This is a genomic window from Streptomyces ortus (assembly GCF_026341275.1).
Lineage (GTDB): Bacteria > Actinomycetota > Actinomycetes > Streptomycetales > Streptomycetaceae > Streptomyces > Streptomyces ortus.
Genome location: NZ_JAIFZO010000002.1, coordinates 643794 through 666210, shown reverse-complemented (window position 1 = coordinate 666210; position 22417 = coordinate 643794). Strand labels below are relative to the sequence as shown.

Below are 22417 nucleotides of genomic sequence, written 5' to 3'. Positions count from 1 at the left end.
CTCACCTTCGTTAGACTCGGTCTTTGGCACCTTTGCGTCCCCCTCGCAGGGACAGGGCGTCCCCTTTCTACGGACCGGGCGTCCCGCGAGTCGCCACGGGGACCGCTCGCCAACCAATCGGAAGCACGGGAAGAGATGTCGGCACCGAACAAGTCGTACGACCCTGTTGAGGTCGAGGCACTGAAACCGGAAGAGATCGAGCGCCTGCGGGACGAGGCGCTCGCCGCCTTCGCCGCCGCCGGTGACCTCGACACGCTCCAGGAGGCCAAGGTCGCCCACACCGGCGGCACCTCGCCGCTGGCCCTCGCCAACCGCGAGATCGGCGCACTGCCCCCGCACGCCAAGGCCGCCGCCGGCAAGCTCGTCGGCCAGGCCCGCGGCGCGGTGAACAAGGCACTCGCCGCCCGCCAGGTCGAACTGGAGGCCGAGCGGGACGCCCGTGTGCTGGTCGAGGAGGCCGTGGACGTCACGCTGCCCCACGACCGCGTACCGGCGGGCGCCCGGCACCCGCTGACCACCATGATGGAGCGGGTCGCGGACGTCTTCGTGTCCATGGGATACGAGATCGCCGAGGGCCCCGAGGTCGAGGCGGAGTGGTTCAACTTCGACGCCCTCAACTTCACCCCGGACCACCCCGCCCGGCAGATGCAGGACACCTTCTTCGTCCAGGGCACGACGGGCGCCGAGGGCTCCGAGGACACGGACGGCGAGTCCGGTGTCGTGCTGCGCACCCACACCTCTCCGGTGCAGGCCCGCGCCATGCTGGACCGTGAGCCGCCCGTCTACATCGTGTGCCCCGGCCGCGTGTACCGCACGGACGAGCTGGACGCCACGCACACCCCGGTCTTCCACCAGATCGAGCTGCTCGCCATCGACGAGGGCCTGACCATGGCCGACCTGAAGGGCACCCTGGACCACATGGTCCGCTCGCTCTTCGGCGCCGACATGAAGACCCGGCTGCGGCCGAACTACTTCCCCTTCACCGAGCCGTCCGCCGAGATGGACATGCTCTGCTACGTCTGCAAGGGCGAGTCCGTCGGCAACCCCGACCGCCCGTGCCGCACCTGCTCCAGCGAGGGCTGGATCGAGCTGGGCGGCTGCGGCATGGTCAACCCGCGGGTGCTCGTCGCCTGCGGTGTGGACCCCCAGAAATACAGCGGATTCGCCTTCGGGTTCGGCATCGAGCGGATGCTGATGTTCCGCCACAACGTCGAAGACATGCGAGACATGGTCGAGGGTGACGTCCGGTTCACCCGGCCGTTCGGGATGGAGATCTGATGCGGGTCCCGCTTTCCTGGCTGCGGGAGTACGTCGACCTCCCCGCCACCGAGACAGGCCGCGACGTGCAGGCCAGGCTCGTCTCCGCCGGCCTCGAGGTCGAGCGGGTCGAGCAGCTCGGCGCCGGCCTCAAGGGGCCGCTCGTCGTCGGCAAGGTGCTGACCATCGAGGAGCTGGAGGGCTTCAAGAAGCCCATCCGCTTCTGCACCGTCGACGTCGGCAGCGCCAACGGCACCGGCGAGCCGCAGGAGATCGTCTGCGGCGCCCGCAACTTCGCCGTCGGCGACAAGGTCGTCGTGGTCCTGCCCGGCGCCGTGCTGCCCGGCGACTTCGCGATCGCCGCGCGCAAGACGTACGGCAAGACCTCGCACGGCATGATCTGCTCCGGCGACGAGCTGGGCATGGGCGACGACGGTTCGGGCGGCATCATCGTCCTGCCGCCCGAGCACGAGGTCGGCACGGACGCGATCGAGCTGCTCGAACTGGTCGACGAGGTCCTCGACATCGCCGTCACGCCCGACCGCGGCTACGCCCTGTCGATGCGCGGCGTCGCCCGCGAGACCGCCACCGCCTACGGGCTCGACCTGCGCGACCCGGCGCTGCTCGACGTGCCGGGGCCGAACGCCTTCGGGTACCCGGTCCAGGTCGCCGACCCGGTGGGCTGCGACCGCTTCACCGCGCGGACCGTCACCGGTCTGTCGCCCGAGGCCCGCTCCCCGATCTGGCTGACGCGCCGCCTCCAGAAGGCGGGCATGCGCCCGATCTCGCTGGCCGTCGACATCACCAACTACGTGATGCTGGAGCTGGGGCAGCCCCTGCACGCGTACGACCGCTCCCGGATCCAGGGTGCGATCGGCGTGCGCCGGGCCGAGCAGGGCGAAAAGCTCACCACCCTCGACGGCGTCAAGCGCACGCTGGACGCCGGGGACCTGGTGATCACCGACGATCGCGGGCCCATCGGTCTCGCGGGTGTCATGGGCGGTGCCAACACCGAGATCGACGACACCGAGGGCACCACCACCGAGGTCGTCGTCGAGGCCGCGCACTTCGACCCGATCTCCATCGCGCGCACGGCCCGCCGGCACAAGCTGGCCTCCGAGGCGTCCAAGCGCTACGAGCGGGGCGTCGACCCCGAGGCCGCTGCCGCCGCCGCGCAGCGCACGGTCGACCTGCTGGTCCTCCTCGCGGGCGGTACCGCCGACGCGGGAGTCACTCAGATCATCGCGCCGTCCGCGCCGCACACCATCACCATCCCGGCGGACCACCCGGACAAGGTCGCGGGCGTCGACTACGGCCGTGAGACCGTCGTACGCCGACTCCAGCAGGTCGGCTGCGACGTCTACGGCCAGGACGAGCTGATCGTCACCGTGCCGTCGTGGCGGCCCGACCTGACCGACCCGAACGACCTGGCCGAAGAGGTCATCCGGCTCGAAGGCTACGAGAACCTGCCCTCGACACTGCCCAGGCCCCCCGCGGGCCGGGGCCTGACCGACCGGCAGCGGCTGCACCGCCGGGTCGGCCGCGCGCTGGCCGGCGCCGGGTACGTGGAGGCGCTGAACTACCCGTTCATCGGCACCGGCGTCCTCGACCAGCTCGGCCTGGAGGCCGACGACCCGCGCCGCACCCTGGTGACGCTGGCCAACCCGCTCTCCGACGAAGAGCCCGCGATGCGTACGACGCTGCTGCCGGGGCTCCTCGGCGCGCTGCGCCGCAACGACGGCCGCGGCTCGCACGACCTCGCGCTCTTCGAGACCGGTCTGGTCTTCCGGCCGACCGGCCACGAGCACAGGGCCGAGCGGCTGCCCGTCGACCGCCGGCCCACCGACGAGGAGATCGCGGAGACCGACTCCGCGCTGCCGCGTCAGCCGCGCCGCGCCGCCGTCGTCCTCGCGGGCGCCCGTGAGCAGGCCGGCTGGTGGGGCAAGGGACGCCCGGCCGACTGGGCGGACGCCGTCGAGGCAGCGCGCACGGTCGCCCGGGAGGCCGGTGTCGAACTGACCGTGCGCGGTGACCGGCACGCGCCGTGGCACCCGGGGCGCTGCGCCGCGCTGTACGCCACGGTGAACGGTGAGGAGACGCTCGTCGGCCACGCCGGTGAGCTGCACCCGCGGGTCGTCAAGGCGCTGCACCTGCCCGAGCGCAGCTGCGCCATGGAGATCGAGCTCGATCTCCTGGAGCAGGCGGGCGGGGGTGTGCCGGCCGCGCCGCGTATCTCCACGTTCCCCGTCGCCACGCAGGATGTCGCGCTCGTCGTGGCGCGGGACGTGCCGGCCGCCGAGGTCGAGGCCGCACTGCGCGAGGGCGCGGGTGAACTCCTGGAGTCCGTGCGGCTGTTCGACGTGTACGAGGGGGAGCAGCTCGGTGAGGGGCGCAAGTCGCTCGCCTACGCGCTGCGCTTCCGGGCCGGCGATCGCACCCTGACCGTGGACGAGGCGTCGGCCGCACGGGACGCGGCGGTCGCCCTGGCGGGCGAGCGTACGGGGGCTGTGCTGCGGAGTTAGCTCCGCCGGTTCGGTGAGGGGTGGGGGACTGCGGGTCGCCCCGCGCCCCGGAAAAGCTGAGGGCGCCTTCTTGTGAAGGCGCCCTTTGTCTTGTTTGTGGGCACCTCACTCATTTGGGTGACAAGTGGGGATGGTTCGGGGCGGCCGGGGGGCGGGGTCGACAGAATCGACCCGGCCGCAGAGGCCGGTGCCTGCGCTGGACGGGGCCTAGGGGGGCCGACGGCATGATCGGTATCACGGCTGGGGTGCCCCGTCTGGCGGGGCGCCTGGGGAAGCACCTGACACTCGGTCGCGCGAGAGCCCGCGCCCGCCGCCGGCAGCGGGCGCGCCGGCTGCTCGCCCTGGGGCTGCCGACCGCCTGGGGCGCGATGGCGATCACGTACAAGCTGGCCTGTCCGCTCGCGCAACAGAACGGGCTGGGCGCGCGGATCGCGACCTGCGCGGTGTTCTTCGCCGTCGGCACGGGACTGGTGCTGCACGTCAGAAGCGGGCTGCTGCGTGAGCTGCGGCAGATCCGCCGGGTCGCCGGCGCCGCCCAGGGCGTCCTGCTGCGTCCGCTGCCGCCGAGCGTCGACGGCCTGCAGGTCGCGGCCGCCCAGGTCTCCGCGGACCGCGGGGCCAGTGTCGGCGGCGACCTGTACGAGGTCATCGGTACGGAACACGGTGTCCGGGTCGTGATGGGCGACGTCCGGGGGCACGGGCTGGCCGCCATCGGGACCGTCGCCGCCGTACTGGGCAGCTTCCGCGAGGCCGTCCACGACGAACCCGAACTCCCCGGCGTGCTGCGGAAGCTGGACCGCGCCATGGCCCGGCACCTCAGGGAGCGGGCGAAGGCCGAGCACCCCTCGTCCGGGCTCGACCCCGACAACCCGGTCGCCGAGGAGTTCGTCACGGTGCTGCTCCTGGAGATCGGTCGTGACGGCGAGGTGACCGCGCTGAACTGCGGTCACCCCTGGCCGTACGTGCTGCGCGGGGACAAGGAGGCGCCCGACGCGCGGGACCGGGACCGGGACCGGGTGGAGCATCTCGGCTTCGGTGATCCGCTGCCGCCGCTCGGGGCCTTCCCGCTCCCCGCCGAACTGCCCGTCGCGGACTGCGGTCCGCTGCCGCCGGGTGAGGCGCTGTTCCTGTACACGGACGGAGTCGAGGACGCCCGTGACGGCGCGGGCCGCTTCTTCCCCCTGCGCGCCGCCCTGACCGAGGCGGTCCGCGCGCACCCCGCCTCGCCCCAGGAGGTGCTGGGCACGGTCTTCACCCAGTTGTTGCGCCACGCCGACGGCTTCCCGACCGACGACGTGGCCGTACTGGTCCTGCGTAACGACCGAGGCGTCGTATCGCTGCCGCACGGTGAATCGATGGCTCACCACGCCGCCCCTTGAGGGACGCCGGGAACTGCGCGGCCGGCCACATCGGACCCGCATCCGACAGACAACCGTTCAGTGACTCGGCACAACCCCAGTGGAACGGAACGGCGCCGTCCGCCCGCCACGGAGTGTCGGGCAGGCAGCGGGACGGACGGCGTGGTTCCGGGCCGCCGCGCTGTACGAGGGGGAGCCGGCGGCCCGGCCGGCCCCTTGCGAGGCAGTTCAGTCAAGCGGCTCACCACTCTCCGCGACAGCGCGTGCACTGCGCGGATCCGGGCACTCCGTTCACACCCCGTGTGAAGGGAGAGGCGCTAGGTTGAAAAGCACCGTCTGCACCCAGCCATCGGATGGCCTTCATGCAGCCCAACACTCTGCTCGACGCGATCCTCGACGAGGCCGGTGTCTCCCACGCGGGACTCGCGGCTCATGTGAACCACGCAGGACGGGTGCGCGGTCTCGCGCTCCGCTACGAACACACCGCCGTGGCCCGCTGGTTGAAGGGGCAGCGCCCACGGGGCCAGGTGCCCGACCTGATCTGCGAGGTCCTCGCGGCCCGGCTGCAACGGCCCGTCACGCTCGACGACATCGGCCTCGGCGTGCCCGGCGAACCGGCCACCCCGCACGGCACGACGCTCTCCGGTTTCGTCGAGCGGGCCACCGCGCTGTGGCGCTCCGACGAACAGCAGCGCCCGCACATACTCGGCGCCCCCGCCGTCACCGGCACGCCCGCCGTGATGCCCGTGTGGGAGTGGGAGAACCCGCCGGAGGACGTGGACGTCTCCCGCGGCGGACGCCACCGCGTACGCATGTCCGACATCGAGATGCTGCGCGCCGCCCGCGCCCACTACGAGCAGATGTACCGCAAGGCCGGCGGCGTCGCGACCCGTACGCGCATCGTCGGATTCCTCAACTCCGAGACCGCGCCGCTCCTGCGCGGCAGCTACACCGACGCCACGGGGCGGCAGCTCCACCGCGCCACCGGCGGCCTGGTGGCGATCGCCGGCATCTGCGCGTACGACTCCGACGCGCACGGGCTCGCCCAGCGCTACTTCCACCAGGCGCTCAGGCTCGCGAAGGCCAGCGGGGACAGGGGACTCGGCGCCTACGTGATCGCGCTCCTCGTCAACCAGGCGCTGTTCATGCGTGAGCACCGGCAGGCGGTGGCCTTCGCCGAGGCGGCACTGCGCGCCGCGGGGCGCCACATCACGCCGGCGCTCGCGTCGGACCTCTCCGCGATGCAGGCCAAGGCGTACGCGCACCTCGGGGACGGCAGCAGCGCGCTGTCCTGCATCCGGCGTGCCGAGCAGGCCGCCGACCGTATCCGGCGCGGCTACGAGCCGGACGAGACCGGCTATGTCCAGCCGGGCCTGGTCAACGTGCAGGTGGCGGAGGCGCTGTTGAGCCTCGGCGACCTGTCGGCCGCGCGGGAGCACGCGGCGGCGGCGGTGGACAACCCGGCGCACGACCGGGGCAGGGTGCACCGGCTCGCCATGCTGAGCCAGATCGAACTGCGCCAGGGCAACGCCGACAGAGCGGTGGTCACCGCGGTCGAAATGGCGGAACGCGCGCGGGGGATGGAGTCCCAGCGGCTGCGCGACAGACTGCGGGCGGTACGCGAACACCTGGTGGCCAGCGGCTGCGCGGGCACCTCCGAGGCCGCCGAACTCATCGACGGAGCACTGCGCGTGCCGCTCTAGACACCGCTCCGACCGTCCGCCGTCCCGACCGCCCGGGGGCCACGAGCCCTCCTGGCGGGTGCCTTCGCGCCCGCCACTGCGCCGGGAGCGGCCCCTGCGAGCCTGCTGCGCTGACACTCCTGCTGCGATATTGCCACCTACCCGTCGAAAGGTGGCAGAAAAGTGCAGTGGACGAAACAGAACGAACAAATCGTGTACGCAAATCGCTGGTTCAGCGTCAATCTCGCAGATGTCGCATTGCCCGACGGCCGGCATCTCGATCACTTCTTAATCCGGCTGCGGCCCGTCGCCGTGGCCACTGTCGTGAACGAGGCGAACGAGGTGCTGCTGCTGTGGCGGCACCGCTTCATCACCGACAGCTGGGGATGGGAGCTTCCCGCGGGGGTCGTCGAGGACGGCGAGGACATCGTCGTCGCGGCGGCCCGCGAACTGGAGGAGGAGACCGGCTGGCGGCCGGGACCTCTGCGCCATCTGATGAGCGTCGAGCCCTCGAACGGGCTCACCGACGCCCGGCACCACATCTACTGGGCCGACGAAGGCGCGTACATCGGGCATCCTGTGGACGACTTCGAGTCCGACCGCCGGGAATGGGTTCCCCTGAAGCTCGCTCCCGACATGGTCGCCCGTGGTGAGGTTCCGGCCGCCAACATGGCTGCCGCGCTGCTCCTCCTGCACCATCTGAGGCTCGGGCAGGACGCCTTGCCCTGATCCCCCACCGCGTCCACGGGCTCAACGGCCCAGAGCCTGCCAGACCGCCACGGCCAGCGCGCCCACCGCCGTGACGACCGCGACCGCGCGCAGCGGCCAGCGGGTGTGCTCCAGCGCGATGACCCGGCTACTCAGGTCGTCGAGCTCCTTGGCGGTCTGTTCGGCGCGATGACTGAGCAGAGTCATGCACCCCTCGACGGTGGCATGGGCCACATCGAGACGGCGGCGTAACTCCGCGACTTCTCCTCGGACCACGGGATGCTCCGGGTCGGCGGTCACGTGTCCGCTCCTTTCCGTAGTCGTCACATCCCTGACGTGTTGCACGGAAAGTCAACAGGCCTGGTGGGTGCGTGGGGAGCGTGTGCGAGGGGCATATGCGGGCCCGGAGCGCACACGGTGTGTGAATGCGGCGGGCCCGGCGCTCCGAAGAGAGCCGGGCCCGCGAAGTCCACGCGCCTACGGGTACGTGTAGAACCCGGAGCCCGACTTCCGCCCCAGCCGGCCCGCGTCGACCATGCGCTGGAGCAGCGGGGGAGCGGCGTACAGCGGCTCCTTGTACTCCTCGTACATGGAGTACGCGACGGAGGCCACCGTGTCGAGCCCGATCAGGTCGGACAGCTTGAGCGGACCCATCGGATGGGCACACCCCAGCTCCATGCCGTTGTCGATGTCCTCACGGCTCGCCATGCCGGACTCGAACATCCGGATCGCGGAGAGCAGATAAGGGATCAGCAGCGCGTTGACCACGAAGCCCGAGCGGTCCTGCGCGCGGATCGCGTGCTTGCCGAGGATCTTCTCCACCAGGGACTGCGCCCGGCTGATGGTGCCCTCGGAGGTGGTCAGCGCCGGGATCAGCTCGACGAGCTTCTGTACCGGGGCCGGGTTGAAGAAGTGGATGCCGATGACCTGGTCGGGGCGCGAGGTCGCGACGGCGAGCTTCACCAGCGGGATGGAGGAGGTGTTCGAGGCGAGGATCGCGTCCTGCCGTACCACCACCTGGTCAAGGACCTGGAAGATCTCCGTCTTCACCTGCTCGTTCTCGACGACCGCCTCGATCACCAGATCGCGGTCCGAGAACTCGCCGAGGTCGGTCGTGAAGGAGAGCCGCGCCTGGGTGGCGTCCCGCTCCTCCTCGGAGATCTTGCCGCGCTCGGCGGCCTTGGAGAGCGAGTTGTAGAGCCGGGTCCGGCCAATCTCCAACGCCTCACCAGTGGTCTCGGCGACCTTCACATCCAGGCCGGCGCGGGCGCACACCTCGGCGATGCCCGCTCCCATCTGGCCGCAGCCCACCACTCCGACGCGTTCGATGTCGGTCACATCGTCCCTTTCGCTCTCACTGTCCGCTCTCACTGGCATGGGACCGGCGGGTGTCCGTTGTCCGGTACCCGCCGACGCCACGCACGTTACTCCGGATCTGTCCCCGTACGGCGGGCCGGGTCGGGCATGCTGTGCGAGGTAGACGGTCCGTGACCGGGCGGACCCACTGCTTTTGGGGTGCGGCATGGGGCGTATGTCACGACGGGGATTCGCGATGACCGCGGCGGCCGGACTGTCGGGACTCGTCACGGCGGGAGTGGCCGTGGCGGCCGAACTGTCCGCGGGAGCGGGCGGCGGCGGAGGCAGAGGCGGTCACGGTCACGGTGGCCGCCGGCACCGGCGCCGCGACCCCGCCGGCGCGCTGCGCGGCATGTGGCTGGCGACCGTGGCGAACCGCGACTGGCCCTCGAAGACGGGCCTGACCGCGGCCGAGCAGCGCGCCGAACTGCTCGCACACCTCGACACGGCGGTGGAGCGCCGGCTGAACGCCGTGATCTTCCAGGTCCGCCCCACCGCCGACGCCCTGTGGGATTCGCCCTTCGAGCCCTGGGCGCAGTACCTGACCGGCGTCCAGGGCAAGGACCCCGGCTGGGACCCCCTGGGCACCGCCGTCACGGAGGCCCATGCGCGCGGGCTCGAACTGCACGCCTGGTTCAATCCGTACCGCGTCGCCAACCACACCGACCCGACGCGGCTCGTCGCCTCGCACCCGGCCCGCGTGCACCCCGACTGGATCGTGCCCTACGGCGGGAAGCTCTACTACAACCCCGGTCTGCCCGAGGTCCGCGCCTTCGTGCAGGACGCGATGCTGGACGCGGTGCGCAAGTACGCCGTGGACGCCGTCCACTGGGACGACTACTTCTATCCGTACCCGGTCGCCGGCCAGGTCTTCGACGACGACGCCGCGTACGCCGCGCACGGCGGGCAGTTCCCCGACCGGGCCGCCTGGCGGCGCGACAACATCGACCGGCTGGTGCTGGAGACGGCCGCCCGGATCAGGAAGGTACGGCCCGGCACGCGGTTCGGGATCAGCCCCTTCGGGGTGTGGCGCAACGCCGCGACCGACCCGCTGGGCTCGGACACCCGGGCCGGCGTGCAGACGTACGACGACCTGCACGCGGACACCAGGAAATGGGTCCGGGAGAACTGGATCGACTACATCTGCCCGCAGCTGTACTGGAACATCGGCTTCGCCGCGGCCGACTACGCGAAGCTCGTCCCCTGGTGGTCGCAGGTCGCGCAGGGCAGCAGAACGAAGCTGTACGTGGGTGAGGCGCTCTACAAGGCCGGTGATCCCGCGCAGCCCGCGGCCTGGCAGGACCCGGCCGAGCTGTCCGCGCATCTCACTCTCGCCGCGGACCACCCGCAGGTGGGCGGGCACGTCTTCTTCTCGGCCAAGGAGGTGGCCGCCGACCGGATCGGAGCCATGGCGAGGGTGGTCGCCGACCACTACCGGCAGCCGGCGAAACCCTCACGCTGATTCACCGGGGGGTGTCCTCGTGGTGCTGGACCACGCAGTCGGGGCCGGGAGACATCAGGGTCTCGTGACCGTCCTCGAAGCGGACCCGGTACGGGGGACTTCCCTGCTGTCCGAGCACTTCGATGACCTCCGCGACCCGGTCGTGCTGCCCGACGATCCTGCCGTGCACCAGCAGCTGGTCGCCTACGGTTGCCTGCATCTGGAGGGCCTCCTCGTTCGCACGGGAGTGGCGATTCGTGACCGCAAGTGTACGGCGGGTGGCGCGAGTTGGGGACGGGCCGGACGAACCGGTCAGCCCCGGGCCCGTTGTGTGACGGCGATGCAGACGAGGACGGCGGCGGCCGTCAGCGGGGCGGCCGGGGTCAGCTGCTCGCCCAGCAGCAGCACCGACCACACCAGGGTGAGCAGCGGCTGCGCGAGCTGCAGCTGGCTGGCCTTCGGTATGCCGATCGCGGCCATCCCGCGGTACCAGACGACCAGGCCGAGGAACTGCGAGCCCACCGCGACCCACAGCAGCCCGGTGACGCTGTGCGCGGTCAGCTCCACGGGCTCGTAGGACAGGGCGACCGCGGCCACCGGCACCGTGAGCGGCAGGCACAGGACCAGCGCCCAGCCGATGACCTGCCAGCCCGGCATCACCCGGGCCAGCCTGCCGCCCTCCGTGTAACCCGCCGCGCAGATCAAAAGGGCGCCGAAGAGGTAGGCGTCCGCGCTGCTCAGGGCGCCGCCGCTCTGCTGCACGGTGAACGCGATGACCACGGCGGCGCCCGCGGACGCCGCCGCCCAGAACGTGCGGGAGGGCCGGGTGCCGACGCGCAGCGCCGACAACAGGGCGGTCGTCAGGGGGAGCAGACCGACGACGACCGCGGCGTGCGCGGTGGTCGACGTCTCCAGGGCGAGCGTGGTGAGCATCGGGAAGCCGAGCACGACTCCGGCGGCGACGACGGCGAGCCCCGCCCAGTGGCGGCGGCCGGGCGGCGGGACGCGCAGGGCGAGCAGACAGCCGCCCGCCACGATCGCGGCCAGGACGCTCCGCACCGCCACGAGCGACCAGGGGCCGAAGCCCTCCAGGCCCCACGCGGTGGCGGGGAAGGTGAGGGAGAAGGCGACGACCCCGAGCGCGGCCAGGAGGGTCCCGGTACGAGGATCCGGCCGACCGGAGCCCCGGACGTCCCCGTCTCTGGAGGAGCCGCCGGGAGTGGCGCCGGAGAAGCCGCCGGGAGTGCCGCCGGGAGTGCCGCCGGGCCGGTCGGCCGCACGGGGTGCGCCGGGCACCGCTATCGAGGTCCGTGCGGTAGCGCTATTCTCTGCTCTCATGCATGAGCGTAGCAGCGTCGCTGAACTGGCCGAGCGGTTGCGGGATGAGCTGCACCGCTACTCTCCCGGTGGAAAGCTGCCGTCGAGTCGCGTCCTCGTCGACCGGTTCCGGGTGAGTCCCGTGACCGTGTCCCGGGCGCTGGCCCAGCTCTCCGCCGAGGGGCTGGTGGTCACCCGGCCCGGAGCGGGGGCGTTCCGGGCCGAGCCGCGCGCCGCCGGTCCCGCCGTCGGGGACACCTCCTGGCAGGAGGTCGCCCTCAGCGCGGACGCCACGACCGACCTCGTACCCCGCACGGTGGACGCCTCGGGCGTGCTCGTCTCACTGGCCGCGCCGCCGCCCGGAGTCATCGAGTTCAACGGCGGCTATCTGCACCCCTCGCTCCAGCCGGAACGGGCGATGGCCGCGGCGCTGTCCCGGGCGGGCCGCCGCCCGGGCGTCTGGGCGCGCCCGCCGGTGGACGGGCTGCCCGAACTGCGCGAATGGTTCGCGCGGGGCATCGGCGGCGCCATCACCGCCGCCGAGGTACTCATCACGGCCGGCGGCCAGTCCGCGCTGACCACCGCGCTGCGCGCCCTCGCCCCGCCCGGCGCCCCGGTCCTCGTCGAGTCGCCCACGTACCCCGGCATGCTGGCGATCGCCCGCGCGGCCGGGCTGCGGCCCGTGCCCGTGCCGGTGGACCGGGACGGGGTGAAGCCGGCGCTCCTCGCCGACGCCTTCCGGGCCACCGGCGCCCGCGTCTTCGTCTGCCAGCCGCTGTTCCAGAACCCGACCGGCGCGGTGCTCGCCCCCGAGCGGCGCGGCGAGGTGCTGCGGATCGCCCGCGAGGCTGGCGCGTTCGTCATCGAGGACGACTTCGTACGCCGGCTCGTGCACGAGGACGCGGGGCCGCTGCCGCGTCCGCTGGCCTCGGACGATCCCGACGGCGTGGTCGTGCACGTCTGCTCGCTGACCAAGGCCACCTCGCCGAGCTTCCGGGTGAGCGCGCTGGCCGCCCGCGGCCCCGTACTGGAACGGCTGCGGGCCATCCAGGTCGTCGACACCTTCTTCGTACCGCGACCGCTCCAGGAGGCGGCCCTGGAACTCGTCGGCTCGCCCGCCTGGCCCCGCCATCTGCGGGCCGTCTCGGCCGAACTGCGCGTCCGGCGGGACGCCATGGTCGCCGCACTGCGCCTGCGGCTGCCCGAACTGGCCCTGCCGCACATCCCGTCCGGCGGCTACCACTTGTGGCTGCGCCTGCCCGACGGCACCGGGGGTACCTCCCAGGCCTTCGGCTCCGGGGGAGAAGCGGCGCTGCTGTCCGCCGCCCTGCGCGCGGGGGTGGCCGTCACCCCTGGCCGCCCCTACTTCAGCGCCGAACCTCCGGCGGCCCACCTGCGCCTCAGCTTCGCGGCGGTCGCGAGCACCGCCGAGATCACCGAGGGGGTCCGGCGACTGCGCACGGCCTGCGCCGAAACCGGCTCGACAGCTCCGACCCGGCCTGCGAATCTCGCGCCATGACCGACACACCCGGCCCGCCCGAGGGCTACGAGATCTCCACCGACCCCGCGCGCATCGACGTCGGTCGGGTCCACCGCTGGCTCGCCGACGACGCGTACTGGGCGCTCGGCCGGCCGCGGGAGAAGCAGGAGAGCGCGATGGCCGGATCGCTCAACTTCGGTGCGTACGAGACGGGTTCGGGCGACCAGGCGGCGTACGCGCGCGTGGTGACCGACGGGGCGACCTTCGCCTGGCTCTGCGACGTGTACGTGGACCGGTCCGCGCGGGGCAAGGGGCTCGGCACCGCCCTGGTCACCGCCGTCCGCGACCACCTGCGTCCCCTCGGTCTGCGCCGGGTGGTGCTCGCCACCCATGACGCGCACGGGGTCTACGAGAAGCTCGGGTTCAAGGCGCTGGACCGGCCCGACCGGTGGATGGCACTGAACTTCGAATGATCTTCCGTCCCGGCGCCCGGGCGTGAGCATTCCGTGTGCGCCGCCGATCACCTCTTGACCTGCTCAGTTCCGGCGCTCACGATCGCCGCATGCATGTTCGGGTCACGCTGATCGCCGCCGCCCGCGGTTCCTCGTTGCTCGCCGAGCGCTTCGACGACGACCGGCCGCTCGACCAGGCGGGCTGGGGCGAGGTGCAGCGCGTCGCCCATGCCCTCATTCCGCTTGCCGCGGCCGAGCTGCGGTACTGCTCGCCGACCCCGCGCAGCCGGGCCACCGGCGACGCGCTGGGCCTCGCGCCGCTGGTCCAGCTGGCGCTGCGGGACTGCGACATGGGCCGCTGGCGCGGGCTGACCCTCGGGGAGGCGATGGCCCGTGAACCCGAGGCGGTGGACGCCTGGCTCGCCGACCCGTACTCCGCGGCCCACGGCGGCGAGCCGATGGTGGAGTTCATCCAGCGGGTGGGCGGCTGGCTGGACACCCGCCCGGCCGACGACGGCGGCCGGATCGTCGCCGTGGCGGAGCCGGCGGTCGTCCGCGCCGCGCTCGTCTATGCCCTGAAGTCGCACCCGTCGACGTACTGGAACTTCGACGTCCGCCCGCTGTCGACAGCCACCCTCATCGGCTGGGCCGGCCGCTGGAACCTCCGCTTCGACGCTCAGTACGAACGCGTGTAGTCCGTCGTGAGGACCAGGTCCTTGGCGGGGCCGCCGACCCGCCACACCGTCCGCCAGCGGTCCGCGTCGTATACGGTGAACTCGCCGCGGTAGAGGTCCGCCGAGCACGGATGGTCGGCGACGTACCGGCCGGTCGCGAGGTCCAGGCCGTGGAAGGGGCGCCCGTCGGCGAACCGTACGTCGGCCCGGCTCGCCCGGTCGCCCGGCAGGAACCTGAGGGTGCGCTCGGCGGGCCGGGCCACGCCCTGCCACACGAAGGTGCCGGACTCGTGGTGGAGCAGCCCCGGGCCGCCGTCCAGGTGCTCGAACACCGTCGTCCCGCTGAAGGCGCCCGCCGCCCCGCTGGCGAGGTCCCGCACTGAGCGCTCCACGCGCCAGTCGCCGGCCAGGTACGCCAGCACGTCGTCCACCGGCCGGAACCCGGCCGTCCCCTCCGTCATCGCGGCCCCTCCTTCCCCACCCGTCGACGTGATCCTGCGCCCTGCGGGTCAGCCCTTCTCGGTGGTGTCGTCGGTGCTCAGGAAGAGGTCCTGGCCGTCCTTCGTGATGGCGAAGCTGCCGTCGGCGCGGAGTTCGAGGACGGCTCCTCCCTCGGGGTAGCCCGTGTTGGTGGCCCACACCGGTTTGTCGTCGGGGGTGTAGACGACCAGGTTGCCGTCCTCCTGGAAGACGGCCTTGTAGTTCTCGCCGGAGGTGCGGGAGGCCCAGGTGGCCTTGTCGTTCTCGTCGTAGGCGACGAGGTTGCCGTCCGGCTGCATGATCAGCTTCACCCGCGCGGCCTGCAGGAACTCACCGGGTCCCAGGGTCTGCCGGGGCTGGACCGACAGTGTCTCCGGCAGGGGCGCGGGGTTCGTCGGCTTCTTGCTCGCGTCCGGGGCCTTCGCGCCGTCCGCGCTCCCGCGCGAACTGCTGCGGCTCGTGGACGGCTTGGGGTCCTTCGCCTCGTCGGCCGAGCCGGAGTTCTCCAGGGCGACCACCGTGGCCACCACGATCGCGACGGCGACCACGGCACCGCCGGCGATGAGCGGCCTGCGGCGCAGCCGGCCGGGTCGCGTGCCGGGAGCGGACGCGCCGGCCGGTTCGGCCTGCGTCGGGGGAGGCAGGAACCGTGTCTGCGCGGCGGTCGCCGGGGCCGGCACGGGGCTGCCCGGCGGGGCGGCGTCGACCCTCGTGGGCGCGTACGGTGCCGCCGGGGCGGGCGATGACACGGGAGCCGCGGCCACCGTCGCGGTCGCGGCGGTGTCCGAGGCCGCCATGGCGATGATCCGCTGGTAGGCGGGATGCCCCACGATGTCGGTCTCGCTGTCGCAGAGTTCCACGATGCGCTGCGGCGCCGGGCGCCGCGCCGGGTCCTTGTGCGCGCACAGCGCGATCAGCTCGGCCATCTCGGCGGGGATCCCGGCCAGGTCCATGTCCTCGTGGACGGTGCGGTACGAGACGGTGGCCAGCGAGCCCTGTCCGTACGGCGGACGGCCCGTGAGGCAGTAGGCCAGGGTGACGCCCAGCGCGAACACGTCGGACGGCGGTCCGGCCTCGCTGCGGGTCAGGGTCTCCGGGGCGATGAATCCGGGGGTGCCGATGGCCGTGCCGACCTGCGTGATGTTCGACATCTCGTCGCTGCGGGCGATCCCGAAGTCGATGAGCTGGGGCCCGGTGGCCGACAGGATGACGTTCTGCGGCTTGATGTCGCGGTGCAGCACCCCGTGCACGTGGACGTCGGCGAGCCCTTCGGCCAGGGCGGCCAGCACGGCGCGGCCGAGGTCGACCGGAAAGGGCCCCGAGGTCTCGACGGCGTCGGCCAGCGTCGGACCGGGCACGTACTCGGTCGCCATCCAGAACGGCGGGCTGTCCACCTCGGCGTCGATGAGCGCGGCCGTGAACGCGTTACGGACGGTCCCGAGCGTCTCCACCTCGCGGCGGAAGCGCTGCAACGCCGCCGGGTCGTCCTGGAGATGGGCGTTGATGACCTTGACGGCGGCGGGCCGTCCCCCTGGGGTGCGGCCGAGGTAGACGCTTCCCATACCTCCGGAACCGAGTCGGCCGAGTAAACGGTAGCGACCTATGTTCGTCGGGTCGGAATCCTGCAGTGGGTACACCTGACACGCCCTCCAGGCAGTCGGAACACACGCGTCCGTAGGGACGGGGCTGGTGTCCAAGACCTCTGCGGCGGGATGCCGGTTCCGGTGCCACCGTTCCCTGATTCCGCCCTGAGGACGAAGAATATAGCCCCCGTGGCACTGGCCCTCACTCAGGGAAGATTGCATAAACGTGCAGCGAAACGTATAGTCATGCCATCCCAGAGGAGGGTTCCATGGCGGTACGTGCGGCAGTGGCCGGAGCGAGTGGGTACGCGGGCGGGGAACTGCTGCGTCTGCTCCTGGTGCACCCCGAGATCGAGATCGGCGCCCTGACCGGCAACTCCAACGCGGGACAACGGCTCGGCGCCCTGCAGCCGCATCTCTTCCCGCTGGCCGACCGCGTACTCCAGGAGACGACGGCCGAGATCCTCGCGGGCCACGACGTCGTCTTCCTCGCGCTGCCCCACGGGCAGTCCGCCGCCGTGGCCGAGCAGCTCGGCCCGGAGGTCCTGGTCGTCGACATGGGCGCCGACTTCCGGCTGAAGGACGCGGCCGACTGGGAGCGGTTCTACGGTTCGCCGCACGCCGGGACCTGGCCCTACGGGCTCCCCGAGCTGCCGGGTGCCCGCGCGGCGCTGGAAGGGTCGAAGCGCATCGCCGTGCCCGGCTGCTATCCGACGGCCGTGACGCTGGCCCTCGTCCCCGCCTACACGGCCTCCCTCGCCGAGAACGAGGCCGTCGTCGTGGCCGCGTCCGGGACGTCGGGCGCCGGCAAGTCCCCCAAGACACATCTGCTCGGCAGCGAGGTCATGGGGTCCATGTCCCCGTACGGCGTCGGCGGCGGCCACCGGCACACCCCCGAGATGATCCAGAACCTCGGCGCGGTCGCGGACGGGCCCGTCACCGTCTCCTTCACCCCGACCCTCGCCCCGATGTCCCGGGGCATCCTCGCCACCTGCAGCGCCAAGGCGAAGCCCGGCGTCACCGCGGAAACCGTCCGGGCCGCCTACGAGAAGGCGTACGCGGACGAGCCGTTCGTCCGCCTGCTGCCCGAGGGGCAGTGGCCGGCCACCGCGTCCGTCCACGCTTCCAACGCCGTTCAGGTGCAGGTCGCGTACGACGCCGCCGCGGGGCGCATCATCGCGGTCAGCGCCATCGACAACCTCACCAAGGGCACCGCGGGCGGTGCCGTCCAGAGCATGAACATCGCCCTCGGACTCGACGAGGCCACCGGGCTTTCCACGATCGGAGTCGCACCGTGAGTGTCACGGCAGCCAAGGGATTCACGGCGTCCGGCATCGCCGCCGGGATCAAGGAGAACGGCAACCCCGACCTGGCCCTCGTGGTCAACAACGGGCCCCGCGCCGCCGCCGCGGGCGTCTTCACCTCCAACCGCGTGAAGGCCGCGCCGGTGCTGTGGTCCGAGCAGGTCCTCAAGGGCGGCCGGCTGACCGCCGTCGTCCTCAACTCCGGTGGCGCCAACGCCTGCACGGGACCCAAGGGCTTCCAGGACACGCACGCCACCGCCGAGAAGGTGGCCGAGGTCCTCGGACAGAACGCGGCCGAGGTCGCCGTGGCCTCCACCGGCCTCATCGGCATCCTGCTCCCCATGGACAAGCTCCTGCCGGGCGTCGAGCAGGCCGCCGCGGCCCTGTCGGAACACGGCGGCGAGAAGGCCGCCATCGCCATCAAGACCACCGACACCGTCCACAAGACCTCGGTCGTGCAGGGCGACGGCTGGACCGTCGGCGGCATGGCCAAGGGCGCGGGCATGCTCGCCCCCGGCCTCGCCACGATGCTCGTCGTCCTCACCACCGACGCCGACGTCGACAGCGACACCCTGGACCGGGCGCTGCGGTCGGCCACGAAGGTCACCTTCGACCGGGTCGACTCCGACGGCTGCATGTCGACCAACGACACCGTGCTGCTGCTCGCCTCCGGCGCCTCCGAAGTCACCCCCGGGTACGCGGAGTTCGCCGAGGCCGTACGGGCCGTCTGCGACGACCTCGGCCAGCAGCTGATCCGGGACGCCGAGGGCGCCGGCAAGGACATCAGGATCGAGGTCGTCAACGCGGCGAGCGAGGACGACGCCGTCGAGGTGGGCCGCTCCATCGCCCGCAACAACCTCCTCAAGTGCGCGATCCACGGCGAGGACCCCAACTGGGGCCGCGTGCTCTCCGCCATCGGCACGACCTCCGCCGCCTTCGAGCCCGACCAGCTGAACGTCGCCATCAACGGCGTCTGGGTCTGCAAGAACGGTTCCGTCGGCGAGGACCGCGACCAGGTCGACATGCGCTACCGGGAGGTCCACATCGTCGCCGACCTCGCGGCGGGCACCGAGACCGCCACGATCTGGACCAACGACCTGACCGCGGAGTACGTCCACGAGAACAGCGCGTACTCGTCATGAGCGCCACCCGTAAGCACACCGCGCTGCCCAAGGCGCAGATCCTCATCGAGGCGCTGCCCTGGCTGACCCGGCACCACGGCAGGACGGTCGTCATCAAGTTCGGCGGCAACGCCATGATCGACGAGGACCTGAAGGCCGCGTTCGCCCAGGACGTCGTGTTCCTGCGGCACGCGGGGCTCAAGCCCGTCGTCGTGCACGGCGGCGGCCCCCAGATCAGCGCGGCCCTGGACCGGCACGGCATCGTCAGCGAGTTCAAGGCGGGCCTGAGGGTCACCACCGAGGACGCCATGGACGTCGTACGCATGGTGCTCGCCGGCCAGGTCCAGCGCGAACTGGTCGGACTGCTCAACCAGCACGGTCCGCTCGCCGTGGGACTCACCGGCGAGGACGCGCACACCATCACCGCCGTCAAGCACCAGCCCGAGATCGACGGGGAGTTGGTCGACATCGGGCGGGTGGGCGAGATCACCGCGATCGACACGGGCGCGATCGAGGCACTGCTCGCCGACGGCCGGATCCCGGTCGTCTCCTCGATCGCCCGCAGTCAGGACGACGGACATGTCTACAACGTCAATGCTGATACGGCGGCTGCGGCACTCGCTGCGGCGCTGGGCGCCGAAACACTGATGGTCCTCACCGACGTCGAGGGCCTCTACGAGGACTGGCCGAACTCCGACGAGGTCATCAGCCGGCTCACCGCCAGGGAGCTGGAGAAGCTGCTGCCCGAGCTGGCCAGCGGGATGGTGCCGAAGATGGAGGGCTGTCTGCACGCCGTACGCAACGGCGTGAACACCGCACGCGTGATCGACGGCCGGGTCCAGCACTCGATCCTGCTGGAGATCTTCACGGACGAAGGCATCGGCACGATGGTCGTGCCCGATGCGGAGGGGGACGCTGACGCATGACCGCCAACACCGCCAACGCTGCCGACACCGGCAGCACCAGCAGCACCGGCAGCACCGCCAACGAGGCGCTCACCCAGCGCTGGCAGGGCGCGCTCATGGACAACTACGGCACCCCCCGGCTGCCGCTCGTCCGCGGCGCCGGCACCAGGCTGTGGGACGCCGACGGCACGGAGTACCTGGACTTCGTCGGCGGCATCGCGGTCAACGCGCTCGGCCACGCGCACCCGGCGATCGTCGAGGCCGTGAGCCGGCAGATCGCCTCACTCGGCCACGTCTCCAACCTCTTCGTCGCCGAGCCGCCCGTCGCGCTCGCCGAACGGCTCCTGCAGCTCTTCGGGCGGGACGGCCGCGTGTACTTCTGCAACTCGGGGGCCGAGGCCGTCGAGGGCGCCTTCAAGATCGGCCGGCTGACCGGCCGCCCGCACATGGTGGCGACCGACGGCGGCTTCCACGGCCGGACCATGGGCGCGCTGTCGCTCACCGGCCAGCCGGGCAAGCGGGATCCGTTCCTGCCGCTGCCGGGCGACGTCACCCATGTCCCGTACGGGGACCCGCAGGCGCTGGCCGCCGCCGTCACCGAGGACACCGCGCTGGTCGTCATCGAGCCGATCCAGGGCGAGAACGGTGTCGTCGTACCGCCCCCCGGCTACCTCAAGGCGGCCCGTGCCATCACCGCGGCCACCGGCAGCCTGCTCGTCCTGGACGAGGTGCAGACCGGGGTCGGCCGGACCGGGCACTGGTTCGAGTACCAGGCGCACGAGGGGGTCCTGCCGGACATCGTCACGCTCGCGAAGGGCCTCGGCGGCGGCCTGCCGCTCGGCGCGACCGTCGCCTTCGGGCGTGCCGCCCAGTTCCTGAAGCCGGGTCACCACGGCACGACGTTCGGCGGCAACCCGGTCGCCTGCGCGGCGGGGCTCGCCGTCCTCGACACGATCGGGTCGGAGGGCCTGCTGGAGAACGTGAAGCGGGCCGGCGAGAAACTGCGCGAGGGAATCGAGGCGCTCGGACACCCGCTGGTCGACCATGTCCGGGGCTCGGGGCTCCTCCTGGGTATCGTGCTCACCGAGCCGCTCGCGCCCCGCGTGCAACAGGCGGCTCAGGACGCCGGCCTCCTGGTGAACGCGCCCGCCCCCGATGTCGTACGGCTGATGCCGCCCCTGAACATCACCGAGGACGAGGTGGACACGTTCCTCGGGGCCCTTCCCGGTGTTCTCGACACGGTGAGCGACGGGAGCCGCGGGACCCACGGGACCAGCGGGTCCACCGGGGACGGACGAGCCGGGGAATGACCGGAGAATGAGACGACGATGACTCAGGCGCAGGATCACGACCAGGCGGGACCTGCGGTTCCGCAGACCCGCACCGCACGCCACCGCCGGATCGTGGACATCCTCAACCGGCAGCCGGTGCGCTCGCAGAGCCAGTTGGCGAAGCTGCTCGCCGACGACGGGCTGCACGTCACGCAGGCGACGCTGTCCCGGGACCTGGACGAGCTGAACGCGGTGAAGATCCGCAACAACGACGGCGACCTGATCTACGCGGTGCCGAGCGAGGGGGGTTTCCGGACCCCTCGCGCTCCGCTGGGGGAGTCGGCGAAGGAGGAGCGGATGCGGAGGCTCTCCGCGGAGCTGCTGATCTCCGCGGAGGCTTCGGCGAACCTGGTGGTTCTGCGCACTCCGCCCGGCGCCGCGCAGTTCCTCGCCTCGGCCATCGACCAGGCGGAGTTGCAGGACATCCTCGGGACGATCGCGGGCGACGACACGCTCCTGCTGATCAGCAGGGATCCCTCCGGGGGGCAGGCTCTGGCGGACCACCTCCTGCGGCTGGCGCAGAACCACCACTGAGCGAACCCCGGGTATGAAAAACAGGGGCGCAGCCCCGTCTTTCAGGGGCGCGGGGAACGGCGCGGGGAACCATGGTGTGCCGGCGGGTGTGGGTGGGGGTCGGGCTTTTCAGGGGCGCGGGGAACTGCGCGGGGGCCCGCACCGAGCGGGGCCAGGTGGGTGGTCAGCCCAGCCGGTCGGCCAGACCTCCCGTGCAGCGGACCTCGTCCCCCGCCGTGATCAGCAGCGCCTCGATGCCCGGCAGGGACTCCAGCCACGCCAGCGCCTGCCGCGAGCCCATCGCGAACGCCGCCGTCGCCCACGCGTCCGCCCACGTGATCCGCGGCCCGACCACGGTCACCGCCACCAGATCGGTCACCGCGGAGCGCCCCGTACGCGGATCCACGATGTGCGTCCCCCGCTCCGCGGACCCCGACGTGGCCACCGCCAGCCGGTCCACCCCCGCCGCCGAGACCACCGCCGCCAGCCCCCCGGGCCGCAACGGGTCGGACACCCCCACCCGCCAGGGTCGGTGCGGCCCCGGCACGCCGTACATCTGCACGTCGCCCCCGCCGTTCACGCTCACCCCGCTCGCCCCGGCCTCCACGAGCAGCAGGGCCGCCCGCTCGACGGACCAGCCCTTCACGATGCCGGTCGGGTCGAGGGACCCCGCGTACGTCGAACTGAACCAGCCGTCGCTCAACCGCTCGGCCTCGGCGCACAGTTCCAGTACCTCGGCGACCTCCGGATCGCACTGGTCCACGGTCAGCAGCCCCTGCGCCAGCCGGGAGATCTGGCTGTCCTGCCGGTAGGTGCTGAAGACCTCGTCCACCACGTGGAGCTGGGCGACCGCCGCCGCCAACGCGTCCCGCACGGCCTCCGGTTCACCCCCTCGTACGTCGAAGGAGAAGACCGTCCCCATCACCTCCTCCG

General features: G+C 72.1%; 21 protein-coding genes. 14 read left to right on the top strand and 7 right to left on the bottom strand.

The genetic code is table 11. From position 1 onward, the window contains the following. Window positions 1–135: 135 nt before the first annotated feature. From pheS to K3769_RS06175, 5 genes are all read left to right on the top strand, one after another. Complete coding sequence (gene pheS, locus K3769_RS06195; RefSeq protein ID WP_267025441.1) at window positions 136–1278, top strand: phenylalanine--tRNA ligase subunit alpha; 1143 nt, start codon at window positions 136–138, stop codon at window positions 1276–1278. Continuing rightward, window positions 1278–3779: a phenylalanine--tRNA ligase subunit beta gene (pheT, locus tag K3769_RS06190; protein WP_267025440.1), complete on the top strand. Its 2502-nt coding sequence runs from the start codon at window positions 1278–1280 to the stop codon at window positions 3777–3779. The genes pheS and pheT overlap by 1 nt, the downstream gene beginning before the upstream one ends. Before the next feature lie 368 nt (window positions 3780–4147). After that, window positions 4148–5158 (top strand): PP2C family protein-serine/threonine phosphatase, encoded by a 1011-nt coding sequence (locus K3769_RS06185; RefSeq protein WP_267031262.1) that lies wholly within the window; start codon window positions 4148–4150, stop codon window positions 5156–5158. A gap of 341 nt (window positions 5159–5499) precedes the next feature. Next, window positions 5500–6840, top strand: a complete 1341-nt coding sequence (locus tag K3769_RS06180; protein WP_267025439.1) for an NsdA family TPR-like regulatory protein — start codon at window positions 5500–5502, stop codon at window positions 6838–6840. A 162-nt stretch (window positions 6841–7002) separates the two neighbouring features. Beyond that, window positions 7003–7548: an NUDIX hydrolase gene (locus K3769_RS06175; protein ID WP_267025438.1), complete on the top strand. Its 546-nt coding sequence runs from the start codon at window positions 7003–7005 to the stop codon at window positions 7546–7548. A 21-nt stretch (window positions 7549–7569) separates the two neighbouring features. Here the strand turns inward: K3769_RS06175 and K3769_RS06170 are convergent, their stop codons facing one another. Next, on the bottom strand, window positions 7570–7827 hold the full coding sequence (locus K3769_RS06170) for a hypothetical protein (RefSeq protein WP_267025437.1): 258 nt from the start codon (window positions 7825–7827) through the stop codon (window positions 7570–7572). A gap of 177 nt (window positions 7828–8004) precedes the next feature. Then, complete coding sequence (locus K3769_RS06165; protein ID WP_282566114.1) at window positions 8005–8904, bottom strand: 3-hydroxybutyryl-CoA dehydrogenase; 900 nt, start codon at window positions 8902–8904, stop codon at window positions 8005–8007. Window positions 8905–9049: 145 nt separating this feature from the next. On the opposite strand from K3769_RS06165, the gene K3769_RS06160 reads away from it, so the two are divergent. Further along, window positions 9050–10345, top strand: coding sequence for a glycoside hydrolase family 10-like protein (locus tag K3769_RS06160; protein WP_267025435.1), 1296 nt, complete (start codon window positions 9050–9052; stop codon window positions 10343–10345). A gap of 1 nt (window position 10346) precedes the next feature. Here K3769_RS06160 and K3769_RS06155 read toward each other — a convergent pair whose 3' ends face one another. Then, a complete protein-coding gene (locus K3769_RS06155; protein ID WP_267025434.1) occupies window positions 10347–10544 on the bottom strand; it encodes a DUF1918 domain-containing protein in 198 nt (65 codons plus the stop codon). 92 nt (window positions 10545–10636) lie between these two features. Continuing rightward, on the bottom strand, window positions 10637–11662 hold the full coding sequence (locus K3769_RS06150) for a DMT family transporter (protein ID WP_267025433.1): 1026 nt from the start codon (window positions 11660–11662) through the stop codon (window positions 10637–10639). Here K3769_RS06150 and K3769_RS06145 point away from each other — a divergent pair. From K3769_RS06145 to K3769_RS06135, 3 genes are all read left to right on the top strand, one after another. Further along, complete coding sequence (locus K3769_RS06145) at window positions 11661–13160, top strand: aminotransferase-like domain-containing protein (protein ID WP_267025432.1); 1500 nt, start codon at window positions 11661–11663, stop codon at window positions 13158–13160. The two genes, K3769_RS06150 and K3769_RS06145, sit on opposite strands and share 2 nt — an antisense overlap. Next, window positions 13157–13594, top strand: coding sequence for a GNAT family N-acetyltransferase (locus tag K3769_RS06140; RefSeq protein ID WP_267025431.1), 438 nt, complete (start codon window positions 13157–13159; stop codon window positions 13592–13594). The genes K3769_RS06145 and K3769_RS06140 overlap by 4 nt, the downstream gene beginning before the upstream one ends. 89 nt (window positions 13595–13683) lie before the next feature. Continuing rightward, window positions 13684–14268: a histidine phosphatase family protein gene (locus K3769_RS06135; RefSeq protein ID WP_267025430.1), complete on the top strand. Its 585-nt coding sequence runs from the start codon at window positions 13684–13686 to the stop codon at window positions 14266–14268. Here the strand turns inward: K3769_RS06135 and K3769_RS06130 are convergent. Then, complete coding sequence (locus K3769_RS06130) at window positions 14250–14708, bottom strand: DUF6314 family protein (protein ID WP_267025429.1); 459 nt, start codon at window positions 14706–14708, stop codon at window positions 14250–14252. The genes K3769_RS06135 and K3769_RS06130 overlap by 19 nt on opposite strands. 48 nt (window positions 14709–14756) lie before the next feature. Further along, the gene (locus K3769_RS06125; RefSeq protein WP_372514870.1) at window positions 14757–16532 is read right to left on the bottom strand and encodes a protein kinase domain-containing protein; all 1776 of its coding nucleotides are present in this window, start codon (window positions 16530–16532) and stop codon (window positions 14757–14759) included. 47 nt (window positions 16533–16579) lie between these two features. On the opposite strand from K3769_RS06125, the gene argC reads away from it, so the two are divergent. Genes argC through K3769_RS06100 form a run of 5 tightly spaced genes read left to right on the top strand, consistent with a single transcriptional unit; the run spans window position 16580 to window position 21505 of the window. Beyond that, complete coding sequence (gene argC / locus K3769_RS06120; RefSeq protein WP_267025427.1) at window positions 16580–17608, top strand: N-acetyl-gamma-glutamyl-phosphate reductase; 1029 nt, start codon at window positions 16580–16582, stop codon at window positions 17606–17608. Next, complete coding sequence (argJ, locus tag K3769_RS06115) at window positions 17605–18756, top strand: bifunctional glutamate N-acetyltransferase/amino-acid acetyltransferase ArgJ (RefSeq protein ID WP_267025426.1); 1152 nt, start codon at window positions 17605–17607, stop codon at window positions 18754–18756. The genes argC and argJ overlap by 4 nt, the downstream gene beginning before the upstream one ends. Further along, a complete protein-coding gene (argB, locus tag K3769_RS06110; protein WP_267025425.1) occupies window positions 18753–19661 on the top strand; it encodes an acetylglutamate kinase in 909 nt (302 codons plus the stop codon). Before argJ ends, argB begins: the two co-directional genes overlap by 4 nt. Then, a complete protein-coding gene (locus K3769_RS06105) occupies window positions 19658–20950 on the top strand; it encodes an acetylornithine transaminase (RefSeq protein WP_267025424.1) in 1293 nt (430 codons plus the stop codon). The genes argB and K3769_RS06105 overlap by 4 nt, the downstream gene beginning before the upstream one ends. Before the next feature lie 18 nt (window positions 20951–20968). Next, the gene (locus K3769_RS06100) at window positions 20969–21505 is read left to right on the top strand and encodes an arginine repressor (RefSeq protein WP_267025423.1); all 537 of its coding nucleotides are present in this window, start codon (window positions 20969–20971) and stop codon (window positions 21503–21505) included. Window positions 21506–21668: 163 nt separating this feature from the next. Here K3769_RS06100 and K3769_RS06095 read toward each other — a convergent pair whose 3' ends face one another. Continuing rightward, window positions 21669–22406: an FAD:protein FMN transferase gene (locus tag K3769_RS06095; RefSeq protein WP_267031261.1), complete on the bottom strand. Its 738-nt coding sequence runs from the start codon at window positions 22404–22406 to the stop codon at window positions 21669–21671. Between the last annotated feature and the right edge of the window lie 11 nt (window positions 22407–22417).

Coding starts and splice junctions, on each gene's coding strand:
- pheS (WP_267025441.1), top strand. CDS start 136: ATGTCGGCACCGAACAAGTCGTACGACCCTGTTGAGGTCGAGGCACTG.
- pheT (WP_267025440.1), top strand. CDS start 1,278: ATGCGGGTCCCGCTTTCCTGGCTGCGGGAGTACGTCGACCTCCCCGCC.
- K3769_RS06185 (WP_267031262.1), top strand. CDS start 4,148: ATGGCGATCACGTACAAGCTGGCCTGTCCGCTCGCGCAACAGAACGGG.
- K3769_RS06180 (WP_267025439.1), top strand. CDS start 5,500: ATGCAGCCCAACACTCTGCTCGACGCGATCCTCGACGAGGCCGGTGTC.
- K3769_RS06165 (WP_282566114.1), bottom strand. CDS start 8,904: ATGCCAGTGAGAGCGGACAGTGAGAGCGAAAGGGACGATGTGACCGAC.
- K3769_RS06160 (WP_267025435.1), top strand. CDS start 9,050: ATGGGGCGTATGTCACGACGGGGATTCGCGATGACCGCGGCGGCCGGA.
- K3769_RS06155 (WP_267025434.1), bottom strand. CDS start 10,544: ATGCAGGCAACCGTAGGCGACCAGCTGCTGGTGCACGGCAGGATCGTC.
- K3769_RS06145 (WP_267025432.1), top strand. CDS start 11,661: ATGCATGAGCGTAGCAGCGTCGCTGAACTGGCCGAGCGGTTGCGGGAT.
- K3769_RS06150 (WP_267025433.1), bottom strand. CDS start 11,662: ATGAGAGCAGAGAATAGCGCTACCGCACGGACCTCGATAGCGGTGCCC.
- K3769_RS06140 (WP_267025431.1), top strand. CDS start 13,157: ATGACCGACACACCCGGCCCGCCCGAGGGCTACGAGATCTCCACCGAC.
- K3769_RS06135 (WP_267025430.1), top strand. CDS start 13,684: ATGCATGTTCGGGTCACGCTGATCGCCGCCGCCCGCGGTTCCTCGTTG.
- K3769_RS06130 (WP_267025429.1), bottom strand. CDS start 14,708: ATGACGGAGGGGACGGCCGGGTTCCGGCCGGTGGACGACGTGCTGGCG.
- K3769_RS06125 (WP_372514870.1), bottom strand. CDS start 16,532: ATGCAATCTTCCCTGAGTGAGGGCCAGTGCCACGGGGGCTATATTCTT.
- argC (WP_267025427.1), top strand. CDS start 16,580: ATGGCGGTACGTGCGGCAGTGGCCGGAGCGAGTGGGTACGCGGGCGGG.
- argB (WP_267025425.1), top strand. CDS start 18,753: ATGAGCGCCACCCGTAAGCACACCGCGCTGCCCAAGGCGCAGATCCTC.
- K3769_RS06105 (WP_267025424.1), top strand. CDS start 19,658: ATGACCGCCAACACCGCCAACGCTGCCGACACCGGCAGCACCAGCAGC.
- K3769_RS06100 (WP_267025423.1), top strand. CDS start 20,969: ATGACTCAGGCGCAGGATCACGACCAGGCGGGACCTGCGGTTCCGCAG.
- K3769_RS06095 (WP_267031261.1), bottom strand. CDS start 22,406: ATGGGGACGGTCTTCTCCTTCGACGTACGAGGGGGTGAACCGGAGGCC.